Consider the following 25,064-nt stretch of genomic DNA (forward strand, 5'->3'; position numbering starts at 1 on the left):
CCTGACCCCGGTATCCTCCCCGCCATGCAGCCCTACCGAATCGCCCGACGCGTCCTGCTCGCCTGCTCCCTGCTGGCAGCCTCCTCCGCCCACGCCCGCGGCACCATCGAGAAGGTACAGATCAACGGCCTGGACAAGGGCGATGACGCCGAGATCATCGAGAACATCGAAGTCTCGCTGTCGCTGTACGAGACCATAGGCAAGGTCCAGGGCGAGTCGCGGCTGGAATACCTGCTGTCGCAGGCCGAGCGGCAGACGCGGCAGGCGCTGGAGCCGTTCGGCTTCTACAACCCGGTCATCACCGTGGAAGCGCCACGCCAGGGCGACACCCTGCAGGTGGTGATCCACGTGGACAAGGGCGAGCCGGTACGGGTGCGGCAGTCGGAAGTGGTGATCACCGGCCCGGCCGCGCGGGACCGCTACCTGCAGCGCGACCTGCAGGACTTCAATCCGCGCGAAGGCGAGCCCTTCGACCACACCACCTACGAGGCCAGCAAGGTCACCATCACCCGGCGCCTGGCCGAGCGTGGCTACTTCGATTCGGATTTCACCCAGCGCCGGGTCGAGGTCACCCGTGCCGAGAATGCGGCCGACATCTTCCTGAGCTGGGACAGCGGCCGCCGCTACAACATGGGCCGTATCGACTTCAAGCAGGACTACTTCCGCACCGGGCTGTTCGAGCCGCTGGTGTACTGGGAGGAAGGCAGCTACTGGCACGAAGGCAAGCTCGACCGCCTGCGTGAATCGCTGACCAAGCTGGACTACTTCAGCACCATCGACATCCAGCCGCATCCGGAAGACGCCTATGGCGATGGCGAGGTGCCGGTGGATGTGACCCTCACCCTGGCCAAGCGCACCATCTACACCGCCGGTCTGAGCTATGGCAGCGAGAGCGGCGCGGGTGTGCGCGGCGGCGTCGAGCGGCGTTACGTCAACCGCCGCGGGCACAAGCTCAACACCCAGCTAGACTACGCGCAGAAGCGCAAGAGCGCGGTCACCAGCTACCGCATCCCGGCGTTCCGCTGGCTCGATGGCTGGTACACCTTCGCAATCAGTGCCTACGACGAGCAGACGCGCTACATCGACATGCGCAACTTCAAGCTGATCGGCAGCCGCAGCGGCGAGATCAACGAGCACTGGACCGCGGTGGCCTCGGTCAACCTGCTGCGCGAGCGCTGGCGCTACAGTTCCGGCGACCAGTTCAACGACGCCCTGTACCAGTATTCGACGCTGTTCTATCCGCAGCTGACAGGCGACTACGTCAACGTCGATGACCGCACCTTCCCGCGCAGCGGCTTCAGCGGCAACGCCACCCTGCGCGGCGGGCTGGAGGGCGCCGGTTCGGACACCAGTTTCATCCAGGCCGATGCGACGCTGCGCTGGTTCCTGCCGCTGGGCGAGGCCGACCGCCTGATCCTGCGTGGTCAGGCCGGCACCACCTGGACCGGTGATCTGGTGGCGATGCCGCCGAGCCTGCGCTATTTCGCCGGCGGCGACCGCTCGATCCGCGGCTATGCCTGGCGCGAGGTCGGGCCGCGCACGCCGCCGCCGGACAAGTACGCGCTCGGTGCCAAGCACCTGGTGGTCGGTTCGGCCGAATACGAGCACTACTTCAGCGGTGGTCCGTGGGGTGTGGCGGCGTTTGTCGATACCGGCAGCGCCTTCGACAACACCATCGACCTGCATACCGGCGTCGGTTTCGGCGTGCGCTGGAAGTCGCCGGTGGGCCCGGTGCGGATCGATATCGCCCGCGGCCTGAACAGTCCGGATTCGGCGTTCCAGCTGTATCTCAACATCGGGGCCGACCTGTGAGCCGGCGTCCTGCTCCCGCGCCTGACGACATCACGCCCGAGCAGCGCGAGGCGCGCATCGCCGAGCTGCGCGCGCTGCGCAAGGCGCGGTTGCGCACGCTGGCGATCCGCAGCGGCATCACCGCCACCGCGCTGGTGCTGCTGGCGGCGTTCGCGCTGTACTGGCTGCTGCAGACCGTGGCCGGGCGCGAGGTGCTGATGGCGCAGGTGGTGGCACGGCTGCCGGCCGGCTCCTCGCTGACCTGGAGCAAGGTCGAAGGGCCGTTGGCCGGGCCGCTGGTCCTGCATGACCTGGACTTCCGCTACCAGGACCTGCATTTCACCGCGGCCCAGGCCTACCTGGACCCGGATATCCGCCCGCTGCTGGGCCGCAAGCTGCGGCTGGACGCGCTGCGGCTGAGCGATGCCGTGCTGGAGCTGGGGCCGTCGGAAGACACCCCGTTCGAGCTGCCGCGCTGGCCGGACGTGCTGCCGGCCATCGAGCTGCCGCTGGCGCTGCAGGCCGACCGGCTCGAGGTCGATGGCCTGCGCATCCTGCAGCAGGATGCCCCGGCGATCGCCATCAGCCGCATCCGCGGCGGCATCGAGGCCGCCAACGGCGAGTTCCGGGCCCGCGCGATCGCGGTCGACAGCAATCTGGGCGATTTCCATATCGATGGCCACTACCTGCCCGGCCGTGACTACCGCACCGATCTGACCGTACGGGCGCGGCTGCCGGCACGCCCGGGGCAGCGGCCGGCATCGCTGGGGCTGGTCGCGCGCGGGGATCTGGCGCACATGGAAGTGGCGCTGGCCGGGCATGCGCCGGCGCCGCTGCAGGCCCGGCTGGTGCTGGACGGCCGCAGCGATCCGGTATGGCAGGCCAGTGTGCGCGGCGAGCAGCTCGACCTCGGGCAGCTGGTGCCGGCGCAGTACCTGGCCGTGGCACCGGCGCCGCTGGCGCTGGACTTCAACGCCCGCGGGCGTGGCGGCAAGGCACAGCTGCAGGGCCGCCTGCGCCAGGGTGACAACGAACTGGTGCTGGCGCCGTCCAATATCGCCATCGAACAGCAGGTGCTGACGGTCGCGCCGCTGGCGCTGGAAGCGCTGGGCGGCGGCCTGCAGCTGCGGGGCAAGGCCGATTTCAGCGATGCGCGCAATCCGGGCTTCCATCTGGCGGTGGCGGCACGGCAACTGACCTGGACGCCGGCCTCCGATCCGGCCAATCCCGGTGATGTGCCGGAGCCGATGCACCTGAAGGAGGCGTGGCTGGGCGTGGCCGGCAACCTGAAGAACTGGGCGGCGCTGGGCCGGGCGGAAGTGGCGCGTGAGGCGCAGGCGGCCCAGCTCGATTTCGACCTGCGTGGCAGCGACCGCCAGGTACGGATCGAGCAGCTCACCGCGACCACGCCGGGCGGCTCGATGGAGCTCAGCGGCTCGGTCACCTGGCAGCCGGCGCTGGCCTGGGATGTCGATGCCCGGCTGGCCGGTTTCGACCCCGGCTATTTCCTGCCGGGCTGGGATGGCAACCTGTCCGGCACGCTGGCCTCCACCGGCCAGCAGCTGCCGGTGACCGATCCGGAGGCGGCGCCGCGCTTCGATGCCCATCTGGACCTGCCGCAACTGCGCGGCCAGCTGCGCGGGCGCAGTGTCGATGCACGCGCCAAGGTGACGCTGCACGACACCCGCGGCGAAGGCGATGTGCGGCTGGTGCTGGGCGGCAGCCGGATCGAGGCCAAGGGCACGCTCGGCGACCGCCTGGAGGTGGACGCGCGGCTGGAGCCGCTGCACCTGTCCGACCTGCTGCCCACGGCCAGTGGCAGCGTGGCCGGCACCGTGCAGGTCCGCGGTACCCCGGCACAGCCGGATATCCGCGCCGACCTGCAGGGCACCGGCCTGCAGTGGGACGACTGGAAGGCGCAGCAGCTGAGCATCAACGGGCGCCTGCCGTGGCGCGGTGACAACGGTGCGCTGGAGATCCGCGGCAGCGCGGTGCAGGTCGGCATGCTGCTGGAGCGGCTGCACATCAGCACCCGCGGCAACCTGCAGGACCTGCAGCTGGATGCCGAGGCCGGCAACGACCTCGGCGCGCTGGTGCTGTCCGGCAGCCTGCGCCAGCACGGGCAGGGATGGCAGGGGGCGTTGGCGGCGCTGCGGGTCACGCCGGCCAAGGGAGCGCCGTGGCAGCTGCGCCAGCCGGCCGCCTTCAGCGTGCAGGGCGACAATTTCACCCTGGCCGCCACCTGCCTGGGTGCCAATACCGGCGGTGCGCTGTGCGTGGACGCCGACTGGCCGCGCGAGGGCCTGCGCCTGTCCGGCGACGCCCTGCCGCTGGCGCTGGTGCAGCCGTGGCTGCCGCCCAATTCCGGCCGCCAGATCCATCTGCGTGGTGATGTCACCCTCGACGGCCGGCTGCGGCCACGTGGCAACACCTGGGAGGGCGGCTTCAAGATCGCCTCGCTGGAGGGCGGCATCCGCCTCGGCGACAACGCCCGCGGCGAGCTGGTGCGTTACGACCACTTCTCGCTGAACCTGGACCTGCAGCCCGGCGCCATCAACGGCTATCTCGGCGTCGGTTTCCAGGGCGACGGCTTCATCGACGCCAAGGTGCAGACCGGCTGGGAGCCGGGTGCGCCGCTGCACGGCGAGCTGTACCTGAACATGTCGCGGCTGTACTGGCTGGAGCTGTTCTCGCCGGATCTGGTGCGGCCCAAGGGCCTGATCGAAGGCCACGTCAGCCTGCGCGGCGTGCGCGGACAGCCTTCGCTGGGGGGCGAGGCCAAGCTGAGCGACTTCACCGGTGAACTGCCGGCGCTCGGCCTGACCCTGAGCGAGGGCAAGGGCAACTTCATCGCCCAGCCCGACGGCTCGGCGCGGATCAGTGCCTCGGCCAAGACCGGTGGCGAGGGCGCGCTGCAGGTCGAGGGCGGGCTGTCCTGGTTCGGCGATGCGCAGCCGTTGCAGCTGCACATCCATGGCGACAACGTGCTGGTCTCCAACACCAGCGAGCTGCGCGTGGTCGCCAACCCGGACCTGCAGTTCACCCTGGCCGCGGCGGCAATGGAGCTGCGCGGCAGCGTGCACGTGCCCGAGGCGGACATCGACCTGGAGCGGCTGGACCGCGGCACCTCGGTGTCCGAGGACGTGGTGGTGCTGGACCCGGTCGATCCGGAGGAGTCACGCACCTCGCCGCTGGACATGGACCTGGTGGTCAGCCTCGGCGACAAGGTCCGGATGAACGGCTTCGGCCTGAAGGGCGGGCTGACCGGCAAGATGCAGGTGCGGGCGATTCCCGGCCGCGAGATGAGCGCCAATGGCGGGCTGGAAGTGAGTGGCCGCTACAAGGCCTATGGCCAGGACCTGACCATCACCGACGGCCAGCTGCTGTGGAACCACGGCATCGTCTCCGACCCGCGCATCAATATCCGCGCGCAGCGCGCCATCGGCGATGTCACCGCCGGCATCCACGTCACCGGCCGCGCCCAGCAGCCGCGTGTGGACGTGTGGTCCGATCCGGCGATGTCGCAGTCCGAGGCGCTGTCCTACCTGGTGCTCGGCCGCAGCCTGAGCCTGGCCAGTTCCGACCAGGCGCAGCAGGTCAACGCGGCCTCGGCGGCGCTGTCGGCCGGCAGCGGGCTGCTGGCCGCGCAGGTCGGCGCCAAGCTGGGGCTGGACGACGCCGGTGTCAGCCAGTCGCGCGCGCTGGGCGGGGCGGTGATCGGTGTCGGCAAATTCATCACGCCCAAGCTCTACATCGGTTATGGCGTGTCGCTGATCGGCAGCGGCTCGGTGCTCACCCTCAAGTACCTGCTGCGTCGCGGCTTCGACATCGAGATCGAATCGTCCACGGTGGAAAATCGCGGCTCGGTGAACTGGCGCAAGGAGAAGTAGGCCGGCACGTCGCACATGCATGCAGGAAAGATATGAGTCGCGACCCGGGTTGCCCGGGAAAGTCCCGATCGCGACTCATGGCCAGGGGCCACCCGCGTCACTCCTGCTCACCGTGCGGCGTGGTGTACCACGCCCCCACACATCGCTGTCGCGCGCGGTCACCGAAGGGCCGTTGACCGGGCAGGCCGGCATCATCCAGTGGTCGGCATGCACGCGCTGCACCGGCTGCCAGCCAGCGGCGGTCTGCGGATGCAGCTGGATGTCACGGATTTCGCCGGCATTGCGGCGGCGATACACCAGCACCGCGCACTCGGCGGCGACACTGGCGGCGGTCTGGCAGCAGTTGCCGGTCATCGCATCCAGTTCGACCTCCTCGTGCTTGCGCAGCCCGGAATCGTGACCGTTGGCGGTTGCCGGGTCACCGGGGCGCGGCTACTGTCGGCACCTGTTCTGGATCTGCTGGAGTTTTCGATGATGCGCAAACCGCTTGCCGCCGCCTTGGCGCTGGGCATGGGCCTGGCTGCTGCCGCCCAGGCCAACGAGGGTATGTGGATGCCCACGCAGCTGCCGGAGCTGGCCAGGACCTTGAAGGACGCCGGTTTCAAGGGCGATCCGCGGCAGCTGGCCGATGTCACCGCGCCGCCGCTGAGCGCGGTGGTGCGGGTGGGCGGTGGCACCGGTGCGTTCGTGTCCGGTGACGGTCTGCTGCTGACCAACCACCACGTCGCCTATGGCGTGATCCAGTACAACGCCAGCAAGGAGCTGGACACCATCAACGACGGCTTCATCGCCAGGGACCGCAGCGACGAGCGCGCCGCCAACCCGGATTACCGGGTGCTGGTGACGGTGGGCTTCGACAAGGTCACCGACGAAGTGCTCCGCGAGGCACGTGGAAAGAACGGTCGTGCCTATTACGACGCGGTGGAGAACGCGCGCAAGCGCATCGTCGCCGATTGCGAGGCCGAGGGCGGTGTGCGCTGCTCGGTGGCCAACATGTACTACGGCAGCGACTTCTATCGCGTCCGCCAGCTGGAACTGACCGACATCCGCCTCGTCTACGCGCCGCCGCGCGCCATCGGCAACTATGGCGACGAGATCGACAACTTCATGTGGCCGCGCCACACCGGCGACTTCACCCTGCTGCGCGCCTACGTCGGCAAGGACGGCAAGCCGGCGCCGTACAGCAAGGACAACGTGCCGTACCAGCCACCGGCGCACCTGAAGATGTCGCTGGACGGCCCGAAGGAAGGCGACTACGCCATGCTCGCCGGCTATCCCGGCACCACCTACCGGCTGCGCACCGCCGCCGAGTTCGCCAACCAGATCGACGCGGTGCTGCCGCGCCGTGTGGAGGTGTTCCAGCAGCTGATCGACGTCGTCGAAGCCGCCGGCAAGGACGATGCCGAGGCCCGCACCCGCTATGCCTCGCAACTGCAATCGCTGAAAAACAACCGCAAGCGTGCCGCCGGTGAACTGGAAGGGCTGCTGCGCAGCGACGCCAAGGCGCAGCGCGCTGCTGACGAGCAGGCGATGCTGGCCGCTACCGACGCGAAATACCGCGCCGATATCGACGCCCTGTTCGCCTCGCTGGACGCCGAGCGCGCGACCGGCGAGAGCGAACTGCTGGTGGGGCTGATGTCCAGCCAGACCCAGCTGTTGCGCTCGGCGCTGCTGCTGGAGCGGCTGCGCGTGGAATCGGCCAAGCCCGACGCCGAGCGCGAGAGCGGCTACCAGCAGCGTGACCAGGCGCTGATCGAGGGCGTGCTCCGGCAGGTACAGCGCCGCTACGACCCGGCGGTGGAAAAGGTCATCCTCACCGCGCTGCTCACCCGCTACCAGCAACTGCCCGACGACCAGCGCGACGCCCACTACGACAACCTGTTCGGCCGCACCCCGGCGCAGCTGGTCAAGGCGCTGGACGAGCTGTACGCGACCACGAAGCTGGGCGACGAGGCGCAGCGCCTGTCGCGCTTCGAGGCCGCACGCAAGGGTGCGTTCATCGACAACGATCCGCTGGTATCGGTGGCCGCCGCGCTGGTGATGGCGCAGCTGAGCGCCGAGCGCGAGAGCAAGGAGCGTGCAGGCGAGCAGCTGCGGTTGCGCCCGTCCTACATGCAGGCGCTGTTCGCATGGCGGGCGCAGCAGGGCCGTGCGGTCTACCCGGACGCCAACCGCACCCTGCGCATCAGCTACGGCAAGGTGGAAGCACTGCACCCGCGCGATGCGGTGCACTATTCGCCGGTGACCACCGTGGCCGGCATCGTCGAGAAGAATACCGGCGCCGTGCCGTTCGACGCGCCCAAACCGCTGCTCGACGCCATCGCCAAGGGCGATTTCGGCAGCACCGCCGATCCGGCGCTGAAGACGCAGACGGTCAACTTCCTGACCAACCTGGACACCACCGGCGGCAACTCCGGCTCGCCGGTGCTCAATGCCAAAGGCGAACTGATCGGTCTGAACTTCGATTCCAACTGGGAGTCGGTGAGCGCCAGCTGGTGGTTCGACCCGCGCTACAAGCGCGCCGTGCACGTGGACATGCGCTACCTGCGCTGGCTGCTGGCCAAGGTCTACCCGGCCCCGGCGCTGCTGGCGGAAATGGGCCTGCCGCAGGAGTGAGGCCGCGGATGCGGGCGCGCAAATGATGCGCTCCCGCGCATCGTCCCCGGGCGGCGCCGTGCACGCGCTTCCCGGGCCGGGCCAGTAGAATGGCGTCCGGGGGAGCAGCGGGATCGGCTTGGGAGAACACGGGGTGGCGAAGCAGGAAATACCGACGGCGGAATCAGGCTGCCGGTTGGACGGCGTGCGCATCTGGGTGGTGGAAGACGATCCCGAGTGGCGCGGCATGGTGGTGGAGGAACTCGAATACCACGGCGCCAGCGTGCACGGCATCGAAAGCGCCGAAGCGCTGTACCGCGACCTGGCGGTGGACCGCTGCGACATCCTCGTCCTCGACGTCGGCCTGCCGGGCGAGGACGGCCTGAGCGCCACCGGCCATCTGCGGCGGATGGATGGCATGGGCATCGTGCTGGTGACCGGCCGTAGCGGCACCGCCGACATGGCGCAAGGGCTGTCGCTCGGCGCCGACGTCTACCTGCCCAAGCCACTGGAGTTGCCGGTGCTGGTGGCCGCGCTGCACAGCCTGCATCGGCGCATGACCGGCCCGGTACAGGTGACTGCTCCGACCGCCAATGATCCCGTCCTCGACGACCATGCGGCATGGAGCCTGCGTGCCGATGGCTGGGACCTGCATGCCCCCAATGGAGACAGGCTGACCTTGACCGCGGCCGAACGCAGTTTCCTGCGCGAACTGTTCTCCGCTCTTGGCAAGGCCGTGGACCGCGAGCAACTGATTGCGGCCATCACCGACCAACCCTGGGACTTCGACCCGCACCGCCTGGAAGTGCTGGTGCACCGCCTGCGCACCCGCGTGCGTAATGCCACTGGCGCGGTGCTGCCGGTGCGCGCGCTGCGCGGTATCGGCTACATGCTGCTTTCCGAACGGGCCGAAGCGGTGGACTGAACCCCGGAAACGCTGCGGACCGCCGGCAGGAACCGTTGAGGCGGACCTTTTCGCGGCCCGGGACAACAGGCAAGCGTTCGTGATGTTGCGAGAGTTTTTGATACTGCCCGCCTGACACCACCTGCCGAGAATCGTCCGGCAAGCGTTGCAGCTGCCATCGGCGGCGCGCTTGTCTCGGGGGCGCGGTGTTGGAGATGAAGCGGGAGGCGCCGCGGGCGGGTGGGAAGCCGTGGCTGGAAGGGGTGCGGATATGGGTGGTCGAGGACGACCTGGCATGGCGCGCCCTGGTACTCGAGGAACTCGAAAGCCACGGCGCATCGGTGCGGGGCATCGGCAGCGTCGAGGCGCTGTACCGCGAACTGGCCGTCGACCGCTGCGACATCCTGATACTCGACATCATCCTGCCCGGCGAGGACGGCCTGAGCGCCGCCAGCCACCTGCGCCGCATCGGCGACATGGGCATCGTGCTGGTGAGCGGCCGCTGCGGCGCGGCCGACATCGCCCGTGGCCTGGCCGCCGGCGCCGACCTCTACCTCGGCAAACCGCTGGAGCTGCCGGTGCTGGTGGCGTCGTTGCACAGCCTGTACCGGCGCCTGGCGACACGTATCGGTGGCGGTGACGTTGCCGCCGAGCCTGCAACGGAAGCGATCCCGGACTGGCGCCTGAGCGCCAATGGCTGGGACCTGCACGCACCCAATGGCTGCACCCTCACCCTGACCGCACCGGAGCGCACGCTGCTGCGTGAACTGTTTGCCGCCCAGGGCACGCCAGTGAGCCGCACCCGGCTGATCGCCGCACTCACCCCCACGCCGCAGGATTTCGACCCGCACCGCCTGGAAGTGCTGATGCACCGCCTGCGCTCGCGCGTCCGTGCCGCCACCGGCCTCCCGCTGCCGGCAAGGGCGTTGCGCAACATGGGCTACCTGCTCGTCCCCGGCCAGGGTTGAGCGGCACGGCGTTGGTCCGTCTTCATGGACTGTGTTCCGAGGTGTGACGAGAGGAAGTGAGAGGCAAAGAAAGCGTCTGCTACTGCCTTCGCCGCACCCCATGCCGAGAATGCCGCCCGAAAACCCGCCAAGGGTGGTCTGCGCATGTCCGTGACGGCATGCGCAGGCGAAGCATCGCAGGCCCGTGCTTCCAGGCAAGCACGGGTGGGCGCAACAGAAGCGAAGTTGGGGGAAACCCGTGTACCAATCACACGATCAGGCTGGTCGCGCGGCATTGTCGCGCATGCATGTAAACGGATTTGCAATCCATGCGATGAGGGTTGTCGGTCTGTTGGTCACGATCGGACTCATGGCGCCCACCGCGAATGCCGCCGTGACCGCGACGCAGGTGACCACGGCACCGGACATCGGCATCGGCCAGGACGTGAACGTCACCGTCGATTGGACGCGCACCAGCGTCGGCGGCGACACCGTCACCGTGGTGATTCCCGCCCAGTTGCAGGCCGATCCCCCCGCTCCCCCGGCCGACTGCTCCTATACCGCGCCAAACATGGTGTGCTCGACGACGGCTGGCAGCAGTGGCACGGTGACTTTCCCGGTCCGTGGTGTGGCAGCCGGTGGCTTCAACCTGACCGCCACAGGCACCTCGGGCCCTGCGGCTGCGTTTTCCGGGAACGCGCGCAACGCCGGTGACCTGACCGTCGGCAAGACCATGGCCGTCCCCGCGGTTGGCAATCCCCTGACTGGTGGCGACAGCGCATTCCGCCTGATGCCCAACATCGCTGGTGGCGGAAATGACGTGCCGGTGGGTGGCAGCATCCTCATTACCGACAACCTGCCGGGTAACGCCACGACGGGTTTCGTGGTGACGAGCGTGGCCTTCGGTGGCCCGTTGACACCATCCTGCACCGCGGTAGCGGCTGCCAACAGCAGCCGCGTGTTGACCTGCACCTATTCCGCGGGTGGCTCCCCTATCACCCCGGCCCAGCTAAATGCCAGCTGGATCGATGTGAGGGGTGTCACCCTCAGCTATGGCAGCTTCGTCAATACGGCCACGGTCAGTTCAGGCAATACGCTCTACATCGACCTGGCCGCCGGCAACAACACCGACAGCCTCAACTACAACACCGAGCCAGCCACTGACCTGGTGGCAACCATCACCACCTCGCTCAGCAACAGTTCGGCCTCGCCTTCCCCTGGCTTGAGCAACCAAAGTGTCACCATCGGCATGACCAACAACGGGCCCATGGCATCGGCGGCGGGAGCGGTGGTGGAGACCATTGTTCCGGCGGGCTTCACCTTGGGCACGCTGCCGGCGGGCTGTACGTCCACGCCGGCCAGCAGCCTGACCATTTCCCCGCCGGTGAGCGGTGGCACCGTGACCGGGACCTGGAACGGCACCAAGGTCAGCTGCACCGCGGGCACGTTGAATGTGGGGCAGTCCGCTCCGTTCGTCATCCCCGTGACCCTGGACAACGTCCGCCGCACGGGCGAGTACCTGCCCGCCGTGCTGACCCTGCCGGCCGGCCAGGACGATGGCCAGCCGAACAACAACAGCGCCACCCGCCGCTACTGGATGGCGCCGTCGGCGGCCGACCTGGGCCTGAGCAAGAGCAAGCCCGCGAAGGTGGCACCGGGGCAGACGATCAACACCACCCTGACCGTCACCAACCGTGGTCCGGAAACCGTCAGCTGGGATGCCTCCCATCCGCTGCGCGTGGTGGATTGGCTTGATCCGCGCGAGATCACCAATGCCTCGGTCACCGCCAACAACGGCTGGACATGCACGCTTACCCCGGCATCGCCACGGCCCGATGGCCAGTATCCGACCCAGACGACACAGGTGTCCTGCGAGCATGCCGGCCCCGGCACGATGACTGTCGGCCAGTCCCGTGCCTTCAGCTTCGCCCATACCGTGGCCGATGCCGCGACCCTCGGGCCCAACCCGGTAACGTTGACCAACGTCGCCTGCACCGGTAGCGAGGTGCTGCGCCTGCTGGGATTGACCGAGAGCGACGGCCCGCAGCCGGCCGATCCAGAGGACGCCGGTGCAACCGGCGGCATTGCCGAGAACGGCACCAATGGCCAAGACTGCCAAGCCGCCAACGGCATCGGTACCACCATCGAGGATGTCCGCGTGGGCATCCGCAAGGAATCGTCGGTGGACGGCAACACTTGGCACGACGATGTCGCCGATGCGCCGACGCTGGCCGCCGGCGACAATGACATGCACTGGCGGATGACCATTACCACGGCAGCGGCGCAGGCGACGATCCCGACCCTGCAGGTGAAGGACGTTTATCGTGGCCTGATGCGAGCGGTCGGCGCCGCGCCGACCTATGTCACGCCGACCATTGCCGTCGCCTACGACACGTCGCTGGCACCAGGGGTCACGCACAGTTGTCCGACCACCATTTCCGGCAATCCCGCGTCGTGGGGCAGTACGGGAAACACCACCGAGTCCGGCAATACCTACGAACAGACCTGCAGCTTCAACAACGTGCCGGCCGGCGCCACCATCGTGGTCACGGCTACGCTGTCGCGCCCGTTGGGTGTGCCTACGGGCCAGCTGAACAATACCGCCACGCTGGATTCGACCAACGCGTTCCTGAAGGACCTGTCCGGCGGCAACGTGCTGAGCGACGACGCGCGGATCAATGTGCTGCCGCGCGCCGACGTGGCCATGACCAGCAAAACGGTGACGACCAGCATCCCGGCCAGCGGTGGCAACAACCCGATGGCGTCGGTGGGCGAGACCGTGCTGTTCACCCTCGTCGCCCGCAACCAAGGCCAGGACCACATCGCCGCCGGCAACTTCCGCATCACCGACAGCCTGTTTACGGGTGCGGCGACACTGGTGATGCCGGCCTTCGATGTGCTGGAAGTGAAGCCGGCCGATGCGGCGAAGATGAGTTGCGCGGCCAGTGATCTGGCCAACGGCACCATTTCCTGTGTCAGCATCGCGACCATCTCCCGCCATGAGGTGCAGACGGTCACCGTGCGTGCGCGCGTCAAGAAGCCGCCGAGCTACAGCGGCGCGCTGGGCGACAAGCTGTACGACAACGTCACCAATACCGCCCACGTCCACCTGGACAACATGTGCGAGTACCGTGCCGATGGCGTAGCGAATTCGTCCATATGCGGCGATGCCAATGCACTGGCCAACAATACCGCTTCGGCCGTGTTCGACGTGACCGTGCCGTCGTTCGACCTGCAGCAGGGCAAGGTGCCGGTGTTCCCTGTCGGGCAGAGCGAGTTCCGCGCCGGCGACGACCTGCGTTATCGCTTCAGCATCCGCAACGCTGGCCCGTCGATCGCCGAGAACGTCGCCATGACCGACGCGCTGACCGTGCCGACGGGATTCACGCTGGCGCTGCAGGGCGCGCCGCAGAACATGAACGCAGGCGCTGCAAGTGCTGGCTATACCTTGGTCGGCAAGACCGTCGCCTGCGCCCAGGCGACGCCGAACGACGACACGGTGTGCACGTTCGACACGCTGGACGTGAACGAAGAGGTCAACTTCGAGCTGGTGTTCCGTCCCACCGGCGCATCCGCGACTCCGGAGATCTTCGGCAACGCCGTGCATGTCTGCGCCGACGAGACCAACAGCTACGAATCCTCCGGCAAGTGCACGGCCGACCCGCTCCAGGCGGGCAACAATCTGGCCGCGATCAACAACGTGCTGTTCCCGAGCACCGACCTGGAAGTGGTGAGCAAGACTGCCATGGTCTCGCCGGTCGACGTCGGCCAGGCCGTGCCGTGGCAGATCGTGCTGCGCAACAACGGCATTTCCACCTCCACCCAGATGCGCGTGGTGGATACGCTGCCCGCCGGCTTCGAGTGGATCACCACCACCGCGCCGAGCGTTGGCACCGCCACCGGCGGCGCCACGCTGGCTGCGGCGGGCGGGAACCTTGCCGTGCAGCCCGGCCCGCCGGCGCCGGACGCGGCAGACGTTTGCTACGTTTCCAACGGCGTCGCCAGTGTCACTATCGCGACGCCGGTCCAGCAGATCACCTGCCACGTCAATGGCAACTTCCCGGCTGGCAGTGGTTACACCCTGACCCTGCATGCGCGGCCCAAGATCGGCGTGTTCGCCGGGCCGTGGCTCACCGACGTGGACAACCACGTGGCCGTGCAGCCGGGCAAGGACGCGGCCAACGAGGACCTGGCCAAGGACAGCAACCCGAACAACAACGAGCAGGACGGCCCGGTGCAGGTGCGCAACGCCAGCATCGCCGGCCGCGTGTTCCTCGACCAGAACAACAACGGTGACACCGACGCGGGCGACAATGGTCTGGCGAACGTGGGCGTGCGCCTGACCGGCACGGATGTGTACGGCAACACCATCGACGTGACCGTCACCACCGACGCCAACGGCGATTACGTGTTCAATGGCCTGGCTCCTTCCGATGCCGCGGGTTACACAGTCAGCCAGGACCAAAGCACCGTGTCCGGCGGCTACAACAACGGCATGCCGCAGCCGAACAGCACGCGTACCGTGCGCAATGGCACCAGCACCGGCGTGACCGACAAGGGCACCGCCAGCATCGCGGCCGGCGGCGGCGTCATCAGCGGCGTCGTGCTCGGCAGCGGCGGCGCGGGCGTGCAGTTCGACTTCCCGGAAGTCACGCTGTACACGCTGTCCGGCCACGTGTTCCTGGACAAGAACGTCAACGACGTACGCGATCCGGCCACGGACGATCCCATCCCCGGCGCTACGCTGGAGCTGCTGGAGTTGGTCGGCGGCGACTACGTGCCGGTCGGTGGCCCGACCGGAACCGCGATTACCGATGCCGCCGGTTTCTACAAGTTCGTCGGCCTGGACCCGGCCAAGACCTACGCCGTGCGCGAAGTGCTGCCGGCCGGCCACCTGAACCGTCCCAGCGCGGTGAAGCCGGGCACCTGCGGCGGTGGCGCCTGCAGCGCCGGTACCGCGCAGACCGGCGTGGCCGGCGACGCGCCCACCACCGACCGCATCAGCGGCATCCGCCTGACCGGCAACGGCGAGAATTACGACTTCGGTGAACAGGAAGGCGCCGAGATCCACGGCCGCGTGTTCATGGACTACGACAACGATGGCGCGCAGAACGGCAGCGACGCCGGCATCGGCGGCCAGACCATCGAGCTGCGCGACGCGGGCGGCACGGTGGTTGCCACCACGACCACGGCCAACGACGGCACGTTCTCGTTCACCCAGCTGCTGCCGGGGACCTACACCCTGCACCAGCCGAACCAGCCGGCGGGGACCGCCAACGGCATCACCACCGAAGGAACCATCGGTGGCGCCGCCATGGGCACCGCGACCGGCGTGACCATCACCCCGTCGCAGATCGCCGGCATCACCCTGACCCCGGGCCAGAAGTCGCTGGAGAACCTGTTCGCCGAGATCCCGACCCGCAGCACCATCGCTGGTCGGGTGTGGATGGACAACAACGACAACGGCGCGATCAATGCCGGCGAGCAGGGCATTGCCGGCATCACCGTCAAACTGACCGGTATCGACATCAACGGCAACCCGGTCAGCCGTACCACCACCACCGGCAGCGACGGCAGCTACCTGTTTGCCGATCTCCCGGCGGGCAGCTACGCCGTCACCGAGCCGGACCAGCCGCCGATGACGCTGAATGGCCAGACGGTGCTGGGCACCATCGGCGGCGCGCCGATGGCGGGCGCCACCGCGACCGGCAAGGCCACCACGCCGTCGGCGATCGGCAACATCGTGCTCGGCGAGAACCAGCACTCGGTGCAGAACAACTTCGGCGAGATCCCGATGAACGGTTCCATCGCCGGCATCGTGTGGCTGGACCGCGACAACGACGGTGTCATCGATGCAGACGAAACCGGCATCGCCGGCGTGACCGTGCGCCTGACCGGCACCGACAGCATGGGCAACACGGTGGACGTCGAAGTGCAGACCGACACGCAGGGCAACTACCTGTTCGACGGACTGGCCCCGGGCACCTATACGGTGACCGAGCCGATCCAGCCGGACGGCACCCTGAACGGCAAGACCATTCCCGGCACTGGCGGCGGCACGGCGACCGCGCCGACGAGCGTGCCGTCGGAAATCCGCGGCATCGTGCTGGGCCCGAACGGGAATTCGGTGAACAACAACTTCGGCGAGATCCCGCCTGCCTCCATCGCCGGCCGCGTCTACAACGACGACAACGACAACGGCAAGGTCGATTCCGGCGAAACCGGCATCCCCGACCAGGAGATCGTGCTGGAAGGCACCGATGACCTGGGCAATCCGGTGCGGGTGACGACGACCACCGACGGCGATGGCCGCTACACGTTCCCGAACCTGCGTCCGGGCCGTTACACGGTGACCCAGCCGAACCAGCCGCCGCAGACCGAGAACGGGCAGACCACGGCCGGCACCACCGGCGGCACCGCCACCCCGAAGGAGACGCCGACATCGTCGATCAGCGTCATCGAACTGCCCTCGGGCACGCAGTCGCTGGAGAACAACTTCGGCGAGATCAACACCAACCTGCCGGACCTGCGGGTAAGCAAGTCGCTGGAGCCGGCCACGCTGGTCACGGGCACCACGGCTGCCTACCGCATCGTGGTGCGCAACGCCGGCAAGGCCGACACCCACGGTGAGTACGAGGTGCGCGACCGCCTGCCGCAGGGCGTGACCCTGGTCGAGGCGCCGACGGGCGAGGGCTGGACCTGCACGGGTACGGCCGGCGAAACGGGCTTCGCCTGCCGCAGCGCGGCGGTGCTGGCCGCCGGCCAGACCTCGCCGGCGAACATCCGCGCGCTGGTGCGCGTGAGCACCGATGCCGTGGCGGGTACCGTCAACAATGCGGTGCTGGTGAGCGGTGGCGGCGAGCCTGGCGCGCGCCAGCCCACCGACGAGGAGAAGAACGCGCTGGAGGAAGGTGGCGACGTGGGCATCCTGCCGGTGTGCGGGGCGGACGTGATCCACAACGCCTGCCGCCTGCCGAGCGAGCTGGTGAAGGCATGGCCGGACGTGGTGGTCAGCAAGTCGGCCGACACCGAGGTGTTCACCGTAGGCCAGAAGGCCAGCTATGCGATCCGCGTGCGCAATATCGGCGAGCGCGCCACCGATGCCGAGTACGTGGTGAGCGATTACCTACCTGCCGGCATCGTGCTGGCTGGCCTGCCCACCGGCGAAGGATGGACCTGCACCGGCACGATGGGTGAGGGCCGCATCCAGTGCGCCGCTTCGCGCGCGCTGGGCGCCGGCGAAACCCATCCGGGTGCCATCAAGGTGCCGGTGGACGTGCTGCCGGCGGCGCTGGAGCAGGGCACCGTGAACAACGCGGTGGTCGTGTCCGGCGGCGGCGAGAATCCTGAGCGCAAACCCACCGACGAGCAGTGGAAGCAGTTCGAGGAAACCCCGGGTGCGCTGGAGCTCTGCGATCCGCAGATCACCCAGAACCTGTGCCGGGTGCCGAACGAAGTGCAGGAGGCGATCGAGGATGCGCGGCTGGTCATCAGCAAGCGCGGCGACAGGTCGATGGCCGAGATCGGCGACATGGTGCTGTACACGATCGAGGTGCGCCATGTGTCGGGCACCGCGCCGCGCATGGTGAACCTGGTGGACGTGCTGCCGCGCGGCTTCACCTACATCGACGGTACCGCCCGTGTCGATGGCCGCATCGTCGCCGAGCCGCTGGGTCGTCCCGGTCCGCGCCTGGGCTTCGAGCTCGGCCCGATCAGCGCCGGTGGCCAGCGGGTGCTGACCTACCGCGTGCGCATCGGCGTGGGCGCCCTGCAGGGCGATGGCGTCAACCGCGCTCAGGCGCATGGCTGCCTGGCCGATACCGGCTGCATCGATCCGAACGGCCTGTCGCCGCTGCCGGGCTCGGTGCCCTCCAACCACGCCGAGTACCGCGTGCGCGTCACCGGCGGCGTGTTCACCGACGAGGCCTGCGTGCTGGGTAAGGTGTTCGTGGACTGCAACAACAACCACGTGCAGGACGCCGAGGAGCTGGGCATCCCGGGCGTGCGCCTGTACTTCTCCAACGGCACTTGGGTGATCTCCGACTCGGAGGGCAAGTACAGCTACTGCGGCCTGCCCCCGCAGAGCCACACCCTGAAGGTCGATCCGTCCACCCTGCCGGTCGGCGCGCGCCTGACCACCAGCAGCAACCGCAACCTGGGCGATGCCGACAGCCTGTTCCTGGACCTGAAGAACGGCGAGCTGCACCGCGCCGACTTCGTCGAGGGCAGCTGTTCCAACCCGCTGCTGGAGCAGGTCAAGGCCCGCCGCACGCAGGGCGAGGTGCGCGCGCCGGAGAACGAGGCCGGGCAGTCGCAGCTGCGTTTTGAAAGCAAGCCGCTCCGTGCGCCGCAGCAGGCCACGGACTCGGCCAACCAGAGACCGATCGTGGAACCCAGACCCAACCCGCCCTCCGCATCGGCAGCGCAGGAGGTGCAGCCATGAACCGCCGCACCTTCCCGCGCCATGCACCGCGCCTGAGCCTGCTGGCCTGCGCGCTGGTGGCGACGCTGCCGGCGCTGGCCCAGGACGTCGGCACCGGCACCCGCTTCACCCCGGTGCTGGGTGATGCCGCCACGCTGTACCCGCGCTCGCCGGCAAGCGCGGATGCCGCGCCGGAAGCCACCTCCACCCGCTCCGGCAACGTCGATTACGCCCTCAACCACGGCGTGGACCTGGTCCGCGTGGACGTGGACCGCGACGGCGTACCGGCCGACGGCCAGACCCCGGTGCACGTGCGCGTGCAGCTGCTCGACGGCGACGGCAAGCCGCTGGCCGGCCGCGCGTACGCGACCATCGAGCACAGCGGCGGCCGCATCCGCCTGCTGGGTTCGCGCACCGACGAATTCGGCCCCGGCGCCGCCGATGCCGACAAGGTGACCCCCGGCGTGCAGTTGGCGGTGGACGACGGCGTGGCCGAGTTCGACCTGCTGGCCCCGCACGAGCCGCAGGACGTGGTACTGCGCATCACCGCCGGCGGCCAAAGCGCCGAGGGCGTGATCGGCTTCCTGCCGGAGATGCGCGAGCTGCTGGCCACCGGCCTGATCGAGGGCGTGGTCAACTTCCGCAACAAGTCCAATGCCGGGCTGATCTCGTCGGTGCAGCACCACGATGCCTTCGACCGCGACATCCGCCGCTGGGAGAAGCAGTTCAACAACGGCAAGGCCAATGCCGCCGCGCGCACCGCGTTCTTCGTCAAGGGCCGGATCAAGGGCGAGTACCTGCTCACCGCCGCCTACGACTCGGACAAGGACGTGCGTGGCCGCCTGCTGCGCGACATCCAGCCGGAGGAGTTCTACCCGGTGTACGGCGATTCGTCGCTGCGCGGCTTCGACGCGCGCTCGGCCGAGCGCCTGTACGTGCGCATCGACAACAAGCGCAGCTACCTGCTGTACGGCGACTTCCAGACCGGCGACACGCTGGCCACGGCCACCGGTATCGGTGGCAGCGGGCCGATCCCGCAGCGCAGCCTGAGCACCTACAACCGCACCGCCACCGGCCTGGGCTGGCATTTCGAGAGCGAGCGCGTGCGCAGCAACGTCTTCGCCATTGAGGATTCGCTGCGGCAGATCATCGAGGAGTTCCGCAGCCAGGGCAGCGGCCCGTACGCGCTGCGCAACAACGCGGTGCTGGAAGGCAGCGAGCGGGTGGAAGTGATCGTGCGCGACCGCAACCAGCCCAGCCGCATCGTCTCGGTGCGGCCGCTGGCGCGGTTGGTGGACTACAGCTTCGAGCCGTTCTCCGGGCGCATCCTGCTCAACCAGTTCATGCCGTCCTTCGACAGCGACCTCAACCCGGTGTCGCTGCGCATCACCTACGAGCTGGACCAGCAGACCGAGAAGTTCTGGGTGGTCGGCGCCGACGGCCAGTTCAAGCTGACCGACAGGCTGGAAGTGGGTGCCTCGGCGGTGGAGGACCGCAATCCGTATGCCGAGTTCAAGATGGGCGGCGTCAACGCCGGCTACCGTTTCGGCCCGAACACTGCGTTCGTGGCCGAGTTCGCGCGTACCCGCAGCGAGGTCAACACCAACTCGCTGAACCAGGTCACCTCGCAGGGATTGAAGGACGTCAGCGGCGAAGTGGAAGGCGATGCATGGCGCGTCGAGTTCGCCCATGAAGGCGACAAATTCGATGCCCGTCTGTTCGCCGCGCGCACCGATCCCGCGTTCAACAACCCGGCCTCGCCGCTGTACGGTGGCCGCGGTGAATACAACGCGCGGCTGAGCTATGCGTTCACCCCGCGCGTGGAGTTGTACGTGGAAGCCCTGCGCAGCGAGGACCGCAACCCCGATGGCGGCAAGCGCGATGCCGGCGGCGCCGGCGTGCGCGTGGGCGCCACCGGGCGGCTGACCGTGGACGTCGGCCTGCGCAGCATCCGCGAGACCATCGGTGTGACCTCGCCATGGTCGATGGGGTCGCCGTTCGGGCAGACCGGCGGCCTGACCGGCGGCTTCGCCACCGGCGGTGGCGGCGGCGCGCTGGGCTACGGCCAGCAGGCGCTGGACCCGGCCACCGGGTTGATGGTCGTCAATGGCTCGTCCTCGGGCAGCGTCATCACCAGCGACCTGCCGGTGGGCACGAAACTGGAATCGGACAGCGCGCGCATCGGCGTGGGCTACCGCTTTAGCGACAAGTTCAGCGGCGGCGCCGAGGTCGAGCAGAGCGTCAGCGGCGAAGATCGCCACCGCATCGCCGCCGGCGTGGACTACCAGGCCTTCGAGCGCAGCCGCCTGTACGGCCGCTACGAGAAGCAGACCGGCCTGACCAGCGCCTACGGCATCACCACCACCGACCGCGAGGCCGATGCGCTGGTGTTCGGCGTGGACAGTACCTACCTGCGCGACACCCAGGCGTTCAGCGAATACCGGCTGCGCGATGCGATCAGCGGCCGCGACGTGCAGGCCGCCTCGGGCATCCGCAACAACTGGGACATCCGCGAAGGCCTGCGCCTGAGCAGCTCGGCCGAGCGCGTCAACGTGATCGCCGGCGATACCGGCGACAGCACCGGCCTGGCGCTGGCGCTGGACTACAGCGCCAACCCGCTGTGGCGCGGCGCCGTGCGCGTGGAGTACCGCATCTCCGAGGACGTGGCGCACACCGAGGCCAACGAGGCGTTCGACACCACGCTGCTGCAGTTCATGGTGGCGCGCAAGCTCAGCCGCGACTGGACCCTGCTGGGCCGCAACTACCTGCTTGCGACCAACTACAAGGAACGCGGCGACGTCCTGCAGGACCGCTTCCAGCTAGGCCTGGCCTACCGCGACACCGACCGCAACCGGGTCAACGCGCTGATGCGCTATGAGTACAAGCTCGAGCGCGACGAAAGCGGGCTGACCCTGCTCGACGGCCAGGCGGTCAACGGCCTCAGCCAGGACGTGCGCACCCGCGCCCACATCGTCTCCTCGCATGCCGACTGGCATCCGTCGCGGCCGTGGTGGCTGACCGGGCGCGTGGCCGGCAAGTGGCAGCGCGACCAGTTCGCGTACGGCGACGGCGGCCGCGTCAACAGCAGCTTCCGCGCGGTGCTGTTCTCCGGCCGCATCGTCTACGACATCACCGAGAACTGGGACGTCGGCGTGCTCGGCTCCACCTTCCGCGGCCAGTCCGGCGGCAACCAGTACGCCTACGGCGTGGAAGTGGGCCGCCTGCTGCGGCAGAACCTGTGGCTGTCGGCCGGCTACAACTGGACCGGCTTCGCCGGCGACCGCGACCTCAACGGCTACGAGTACACCCAGCAGGGGTTGTTCCTGCGCCTGCGCTTCAAGTTCGACGAAGACCTTTTCCGCCGTGACCCGGTGCGCTACCGCGACCCGGCCCGCTGAGGACGACCCGATGAAATCCACGCACAACCGCTCCACCCTGTCCCGCGCGCTGCTGGTGACCACCCTCCTGTCCGCCCTGGCCGGCACCGCCGGCGCGCAGCAGACCCGGCTCAACCCGCAGGAAAAGCGCATAACCGACGAGGCCATCCATGCCGACCTGCAGGGCTACGAGGCCACGCAGGGCCGCATCAAGGCGCTCAACGACGCCGGCCGCCCGGTGCGCGACTACCACCTGTCCAAGGCGCAGTGCTGGCTGGACGTGTCCTTCCACGAATACACTCGCAACGACCGCAGCGCGTTCCCGCAGGAAGCGCTGACCGAGTCGGAGAAGCTGATCGTGGACATGGAGAACGGCGTTGCGCCGATTCCCACCGACACCGCGCTGGTCAACGGCGCAAAGTACCTGCGCGACGACCTGTGGCAACGCCTGAAGGCGATCCACGGCACGCCGGGATTCAGCTGCGCGCAGCAGGCCGTGGCCTGCGGCGAGGTCGAACTGGTCCACGCCGGCAACGAGTTCAACCAGCAGCAGTGGCGCCACTCCAAGCCGTACATCCAGATCGCCGAGGACCTGGTCAACGACGCCGAGGCGCTGGCGCGCCAGTGCGACGTGGCGCCCGACACCGCGCTGACGGTCACGCCGGGCCCGCTGATCGCCAACGTGCTGTTCGAGTTCGATCGTGATGGCCGCAAGGACATCCGCACCTACTCGCTGGAGAGCATCGACCGCGCGCTGGCCACCATCGCCAGCGAGAAGCGCGAACTGGCCGGCGTCACCCTGGTCGGCCACGCCGACCGCATGCAGGGCAAGGGTTTCGACTACAACCAGGGCCTGTCGCAGCGGCGTGCGCAGACCGTGCGCGAACTGCTGATCGGTCGTGGCATCGACCCGGATGCGATCCGCTACGAGTATCGCGGTGACACCCGGCAGGTGCAGGAGTGCGAAGGCGTCAAGCCGCGCGCAGCGCTGCTGGAGTGCCTGTTGCCGAACCGTCGCGTCGAGGTGAGGTTCGAACTGACCAGGTGATCTAGGGGCGGGTGGGGCGTGGGGAGACCCACCCGGTTCAGAGGCGCTCGCCCACGGTATTGTTCGCGGGGCGCTGCGCCGATGCCGGCGACCCTGTTGCAGTCCCACGCGGCGGCGTCCACGACATGGGGCGGCCGCCGCCGATGGCGATCCAACCCTGCGCCAGCGCCTGTTCAGGATCGTGCAGCAGGTCGTGGAGATCGATGTCGCGGTCCTCGGCCAAGCCCCACAATCCAGCCCAGGTGCCGGGGCCGCTGCGCTGAGCCACCTGTAGGGCGCGGCCTGCCGCACGCAGGGTGTCGGCCAGCCGCGGTGCGCTGCCGGGGAACAGCGGGTGGGAGGCCACGCCGGTGGAGACGGTGGGCGCCAGGTGCTGGCCCGGCGCGATTTCCACCTGCAATCGCCCGATGCGGCGGCACAGGTGTGCGGCCAGCGCGAACGCGGCCGCTTGCGAGGTGTTGCTGCGGATCACCATGAACGCCGCGCCGCTCCAGCGCGCCACATGGTCGTGCTGGTCGCTGCCTTGGGCGAGCGCGTCGGCCACCGCGCACAGCAACTGGTCGCCGGCGGCATGGCCGTGCTGATCGTTGAGCGCCTTGAAGCCGTCGATTTCCAGCAGTAGCACCGCGCTGCACGCCTTGTTGGCGCCTGCCAGCGCGGCGGCGAGCAGGCGCTCGGCCTCGTGCCGGTTCGCCAGCCCGGTGAGCGTGTCGGTGGTGTCGAGCCGCCGCAGCCGTCGCTTCTGGCGGCGCATGCGCAGGTACAGGGCGCCCGAGCCCAGCAGCAGCAGCATCGCTGCGGCGAGTGCGACATTGCGCATCAAGCGGTCGCGGCTGGCCTCCTGGGTGGCGTTGGTACGGATCGGGTCCAGCGCCTGTTCGGCCTTGGCCTGCAGCTTGGCGAGGCGGTCGAGGTTGTCGCCCCTCATCCGTGACTGGTCGATCTCCCGCACCTGCCGCAGGTAGTCGCGGGCCTGCGCGGCATCGCCCATGACCATGCTGGTTTCGGCCAGCAGGTCCAGGCTGTCGCGGATGCCCTGGGGGAATTTGCCGAGTTCGGCCACCGCCAATGCTTGCCCGGCGAGGTGTCGCGCTTCCTCCGCCGCATCGTGTTCCATAGCGATCCGGGCCAGACGCTGCAGGGTGACGATCTGGCCCAGCGGGTCGTTCTCCCGTTGCCAGGGCAGGATCGCGAGCAGCTCGGACCTGGCCGTCTCCAGTTGGCCGCGAGTATGCAGCATCTCGGCGCGATGGCCGCGGATGCGGTACAGCATCACGTCCTGGTTGGAGAGCCGGTTGGCGATGGTTTCGGCGCGGTTGAACGCCTTGTCGGCCTCGTCGTGGCGCTTGAGCAGCAGCAGCGTGTAGCCGTAGTTGTAGTGGAGCAGCACGTCCTGCGGCAGCGGCGGCCGTTGCAGATGGTCGGACAGGGCGATGGCCTGCTGCTGGTAGAGCATGGCGCCTTCCGGGTCGTCCATCTGCTCGCCGCGGACCAGCGCGATGCCGCTCAGTGCGCCGATCTGGCCGGTGACGTCGTCTTCGGCGATGGCGTACTCCAGCATCGACTCGAGCAGCTTCAGGCCCTCGCGGGTCTGGCCATTGCGCTGCAGCAGCGTGGCCGCGAACTGCAATGCGCGGTTGCGCTCCATCACCGGCAGCCCCGGCGTTTCCATCAGCACCTTCAACCGCGCCGCCGCATCCAGGCTGTCGGTACCCTGTCCGAGTAACTGCAGGGAGAAGCCGCGGCAGCTGACCGCGCCGATCTCCACCACCGGCGACACGGCCGGCATGGCCAGCAATTGGTCGGCGATGGCCAGTGCGTGGTGAGGGGCGCCGTGCATCACCGAATGGCAGCGCCGTACCTGCTCCATCTGCCGCACATCGGTGGTGGTCGCCATCTCTTGACCGTGGACCGGGCCGATCGCCACCAGCAGCAGGCAGGGCAACAGATGGCGGAGGCGGGCATTGCGGAGGGAACGGCGCATGGCGGTAACGACTTCCTGGCGAGGAGAAGGTTGTCCGGGGCGCGGCGGCGCAGGGCGCCAGGCCGGTAACGGATGCGGCTCAATATAGCCGCTGGTCCCGCCGACG

10 protein-coding genes are annotated in these 25,064 nt (G+C 68.7%); 8 read left to right on the forward strand and 2 right to left on the reverse strand.

The annotated features are described in order from the left end of the window. Window positions 1–24: 24 nt before the first annotated feature. Both ACSBPQ_RS00140 and ACSBPQ_RS00145 read left to right on the forward strand, forming a co-directional pair. Window positions 25–1,812, forward strand: coding sequence for an autotransporter assembly complex protein TamA (locus ACSBPQ_RS00140; protein WP_442683073.1), 1,788 nt, complete (start codon window positions 25–27; stop codon window positions 1,810–1,812). Then, window positions 1,809–5,681 carry a translocation/assembly module TamB domain-containing protein gene (locus ACSBPQ_RS00145; protein ID WP_442683074.1) on the forward strand — a complete coding sequence of 1,291 codons (3,873 nt, stop codon included), beginning with the start codon at window positions 1,809–1,811 and terminating at the stop codon, window positions 5,679–5,681. Before ACSBPQ_RS00140 ends, ACSBPQ_RS00145 begins: the two co-directional genes overlap by 4 nt. Before the next feature lie 75 nt (window positions 5,682–5,756). Here ACSBPQ_RS00145 and ACSBPQ_RS00150 read toward each other — a convergent pair whose 3' ends face one another. Continuing rightward, entirely contained in the window at window positions 5,757–6,035 is a 279-nt protein-coding gene (locus ACSBPQ_RS00150) for a hypothetical protein (protein WP_442683075.1), read from the reverse strand. Between the two features lie 117 nt (window positions 6,036–6,152). On the opposite strand from ACSBPQ_RS00150, the gene ACSBPQ_RS00155 reads away from it, so the two are divergent. The 6 genes from ACSBPQ_RS00155 (at window position 6,153) to ACSBPQ_RS00180 (ending at window position 22,974) form a co-directional block, all read left to right on the forward strand. Then, window positions 6,153–8,297: a S46 family peptidase gene (locus tag ACSBPQ_RS00155; RefSeq protein ID WP_442683076.1), complete on the forward strand. Its 2,145-nt coding sequence runs from the start codon at window positions 6,153–6,155 to the stop codon at window positions 8,295–8,297. Window positions 8,298–8,481: 184 nt separating this feature from the next. Further along, window positions 8,482–9,201 carry a response regulator transcription factor gene (locus tag ACSBPQ_RS00160; protein ID WP_442683077.1) on the forward strand — a complete coding sequence of 240 codons (720 nt, stop codon included), beginning with the start codon at window positions 8,482–8,484 and terminating at the stop codon, window positions 9,199–9,201. A gap of 194 nt (window positions 9,202–9,395) precedes the next feature. Beyond that, a complete protein-coding gene (locus tag ACSBPQ_RS00165) occupies window positions 9,396–10,148 on the forward strand; it encodes a response regulator transcription factor (RefSeq protein WP_442683078.1) in 753 nt (250 codons plus the stop codon). A 349-nt stretch (window positions 10,149–10,497) separates the two neighbouring features. Further along, window positions 10,498–18,570 carry an SdrD B-like domain-containing protein gene (locus tag ACSBPQ_RS00170; protein WP_442683079.1) on the forward strand — a complete coding sequence of 2,691 codons (8,073 nt, stop codon included), beginning with the start codon at window positions 10,498–10,500 and terminating at the stop codon, window positions 18,568–18,570. Further along, window positions 18,567–21,947, forward strand: coding sequence for a hypothetical protein (locus ACSBPQ_RS00175; RefSeq protein WP_442683080.1), 3,381 nt, complete (start codon window positions 18,567–18,569; stop codon window positions 21,945–21,947). Before ACSBPQ_RS00170 ends, ACSBPQ_RS00175 begins: the two co-directional genes overlap by 4 nt. A 10-nt stretch (window positions 21,948–21,957) precedes the next feature. Beyond that, window positions 21,958–22,974, forward strand: coding sequence for an OmpA family protein (locus ACSBPQ_RS00180; RefSeq protein ID WP_442683081.1), 1,017 nt, complete (start codon window positions 21,958–21,960; stop codon window positions 22,972–22,974). Between the two features lie 37 nt (window positions 22,975–23,011). Here ACSBPQ_RS00180 and ACSBPQ_RS00185 read toward each other — a convergent pair whose 3' ends face one another. Then, window positions 23,012–24,958: a diguanylate cyclase domain-containing protein gene (locus tag ACSBPQ_RS00185; protein WP_442683082.1), complete on the reverse strand. Its 1,947-nt coding sequence runs from the start codon at window positions 24,956–24,958 to the stop codon at window positions 23,012–23,014. Between the last annotated feature and the right edge of the window lie 106 nt (window positions 24,959–25,064).

The organism is Stenotrophomonas sp. JC08, from assembly GCF_052180205.1.
GTDB lineage: Bacteria > Pseudomonadota > Gammaproteobacteria > Xanthomonadales > Xanthomonadaceae > Stenotrophomonas.

What these genes read in the sequence shown, in the direction of transcription:
- ACSBPQ_RS00165 (WP_442683078.1), top strand. Translation starts at nt 9,396, where the DNA reads ATGAAGCGGGAGGCGCCGCGGGCGGGTGGGAAGCCGTGGCTGGAAGGG.
- ACSBPQ_RS00185 (WP_442683082.1), bottom strand. Translation starts at nt 24,958, where the DNA reads ATGCGCCGTTCCCTCCGCAATGCCCGCCTCCGCCATCTGTTGCCCTGC.
- ACSBPQ_RS00150 (WP_442683075.1), bottom strand. Translation starts at nt 6,035, where the DNA reads ATGACCGGCAACTGCTGCCAGACCGCCGCCAGTGTCGCCGCCGAGTGC.
- ACSBPQ_RS00175 (WP_442683080.1), top strand. Translation starts at nt 18,567, where the DNA reads ATGAACCGCCGCACCTTCCCGCGCCATGCACCGCGCCTGAGCCTGCTG.
- ACSBPQ_RS00140 (WP_442683073.1), top strand. Translation starts at nt 25, where the DNA reads ATGCAGCCCTACCGAATCGCCCGACGCGTCCTGCTCGCCTGCTCCCTG.
- ACSBPQ_RS00170 (WP_442683079.1), top strand. Translation starts at nt 10,498, where the DNA reads ATGGCGCCCACCGCGAATGCCGCCGTGACCGCGACGCAGGTGACCACG.
- ACSBPQ_RS00155 (WP_442683076.1), top strand. Translation starts at nt 6,153, where the DNA reads ATGATGCGCAAACCGCTTGCCGCCGCCTTGGCGCTGGGCATGGGCCTG.
- ACSBPQ_RS00180 (WP_442683081.1), top strand. Translation starts at nt 21,958, where the DNA reads ATGAAATCCACGCACAACCGCTCCACCCTGTCCCGCGCGCTGCTGGTG.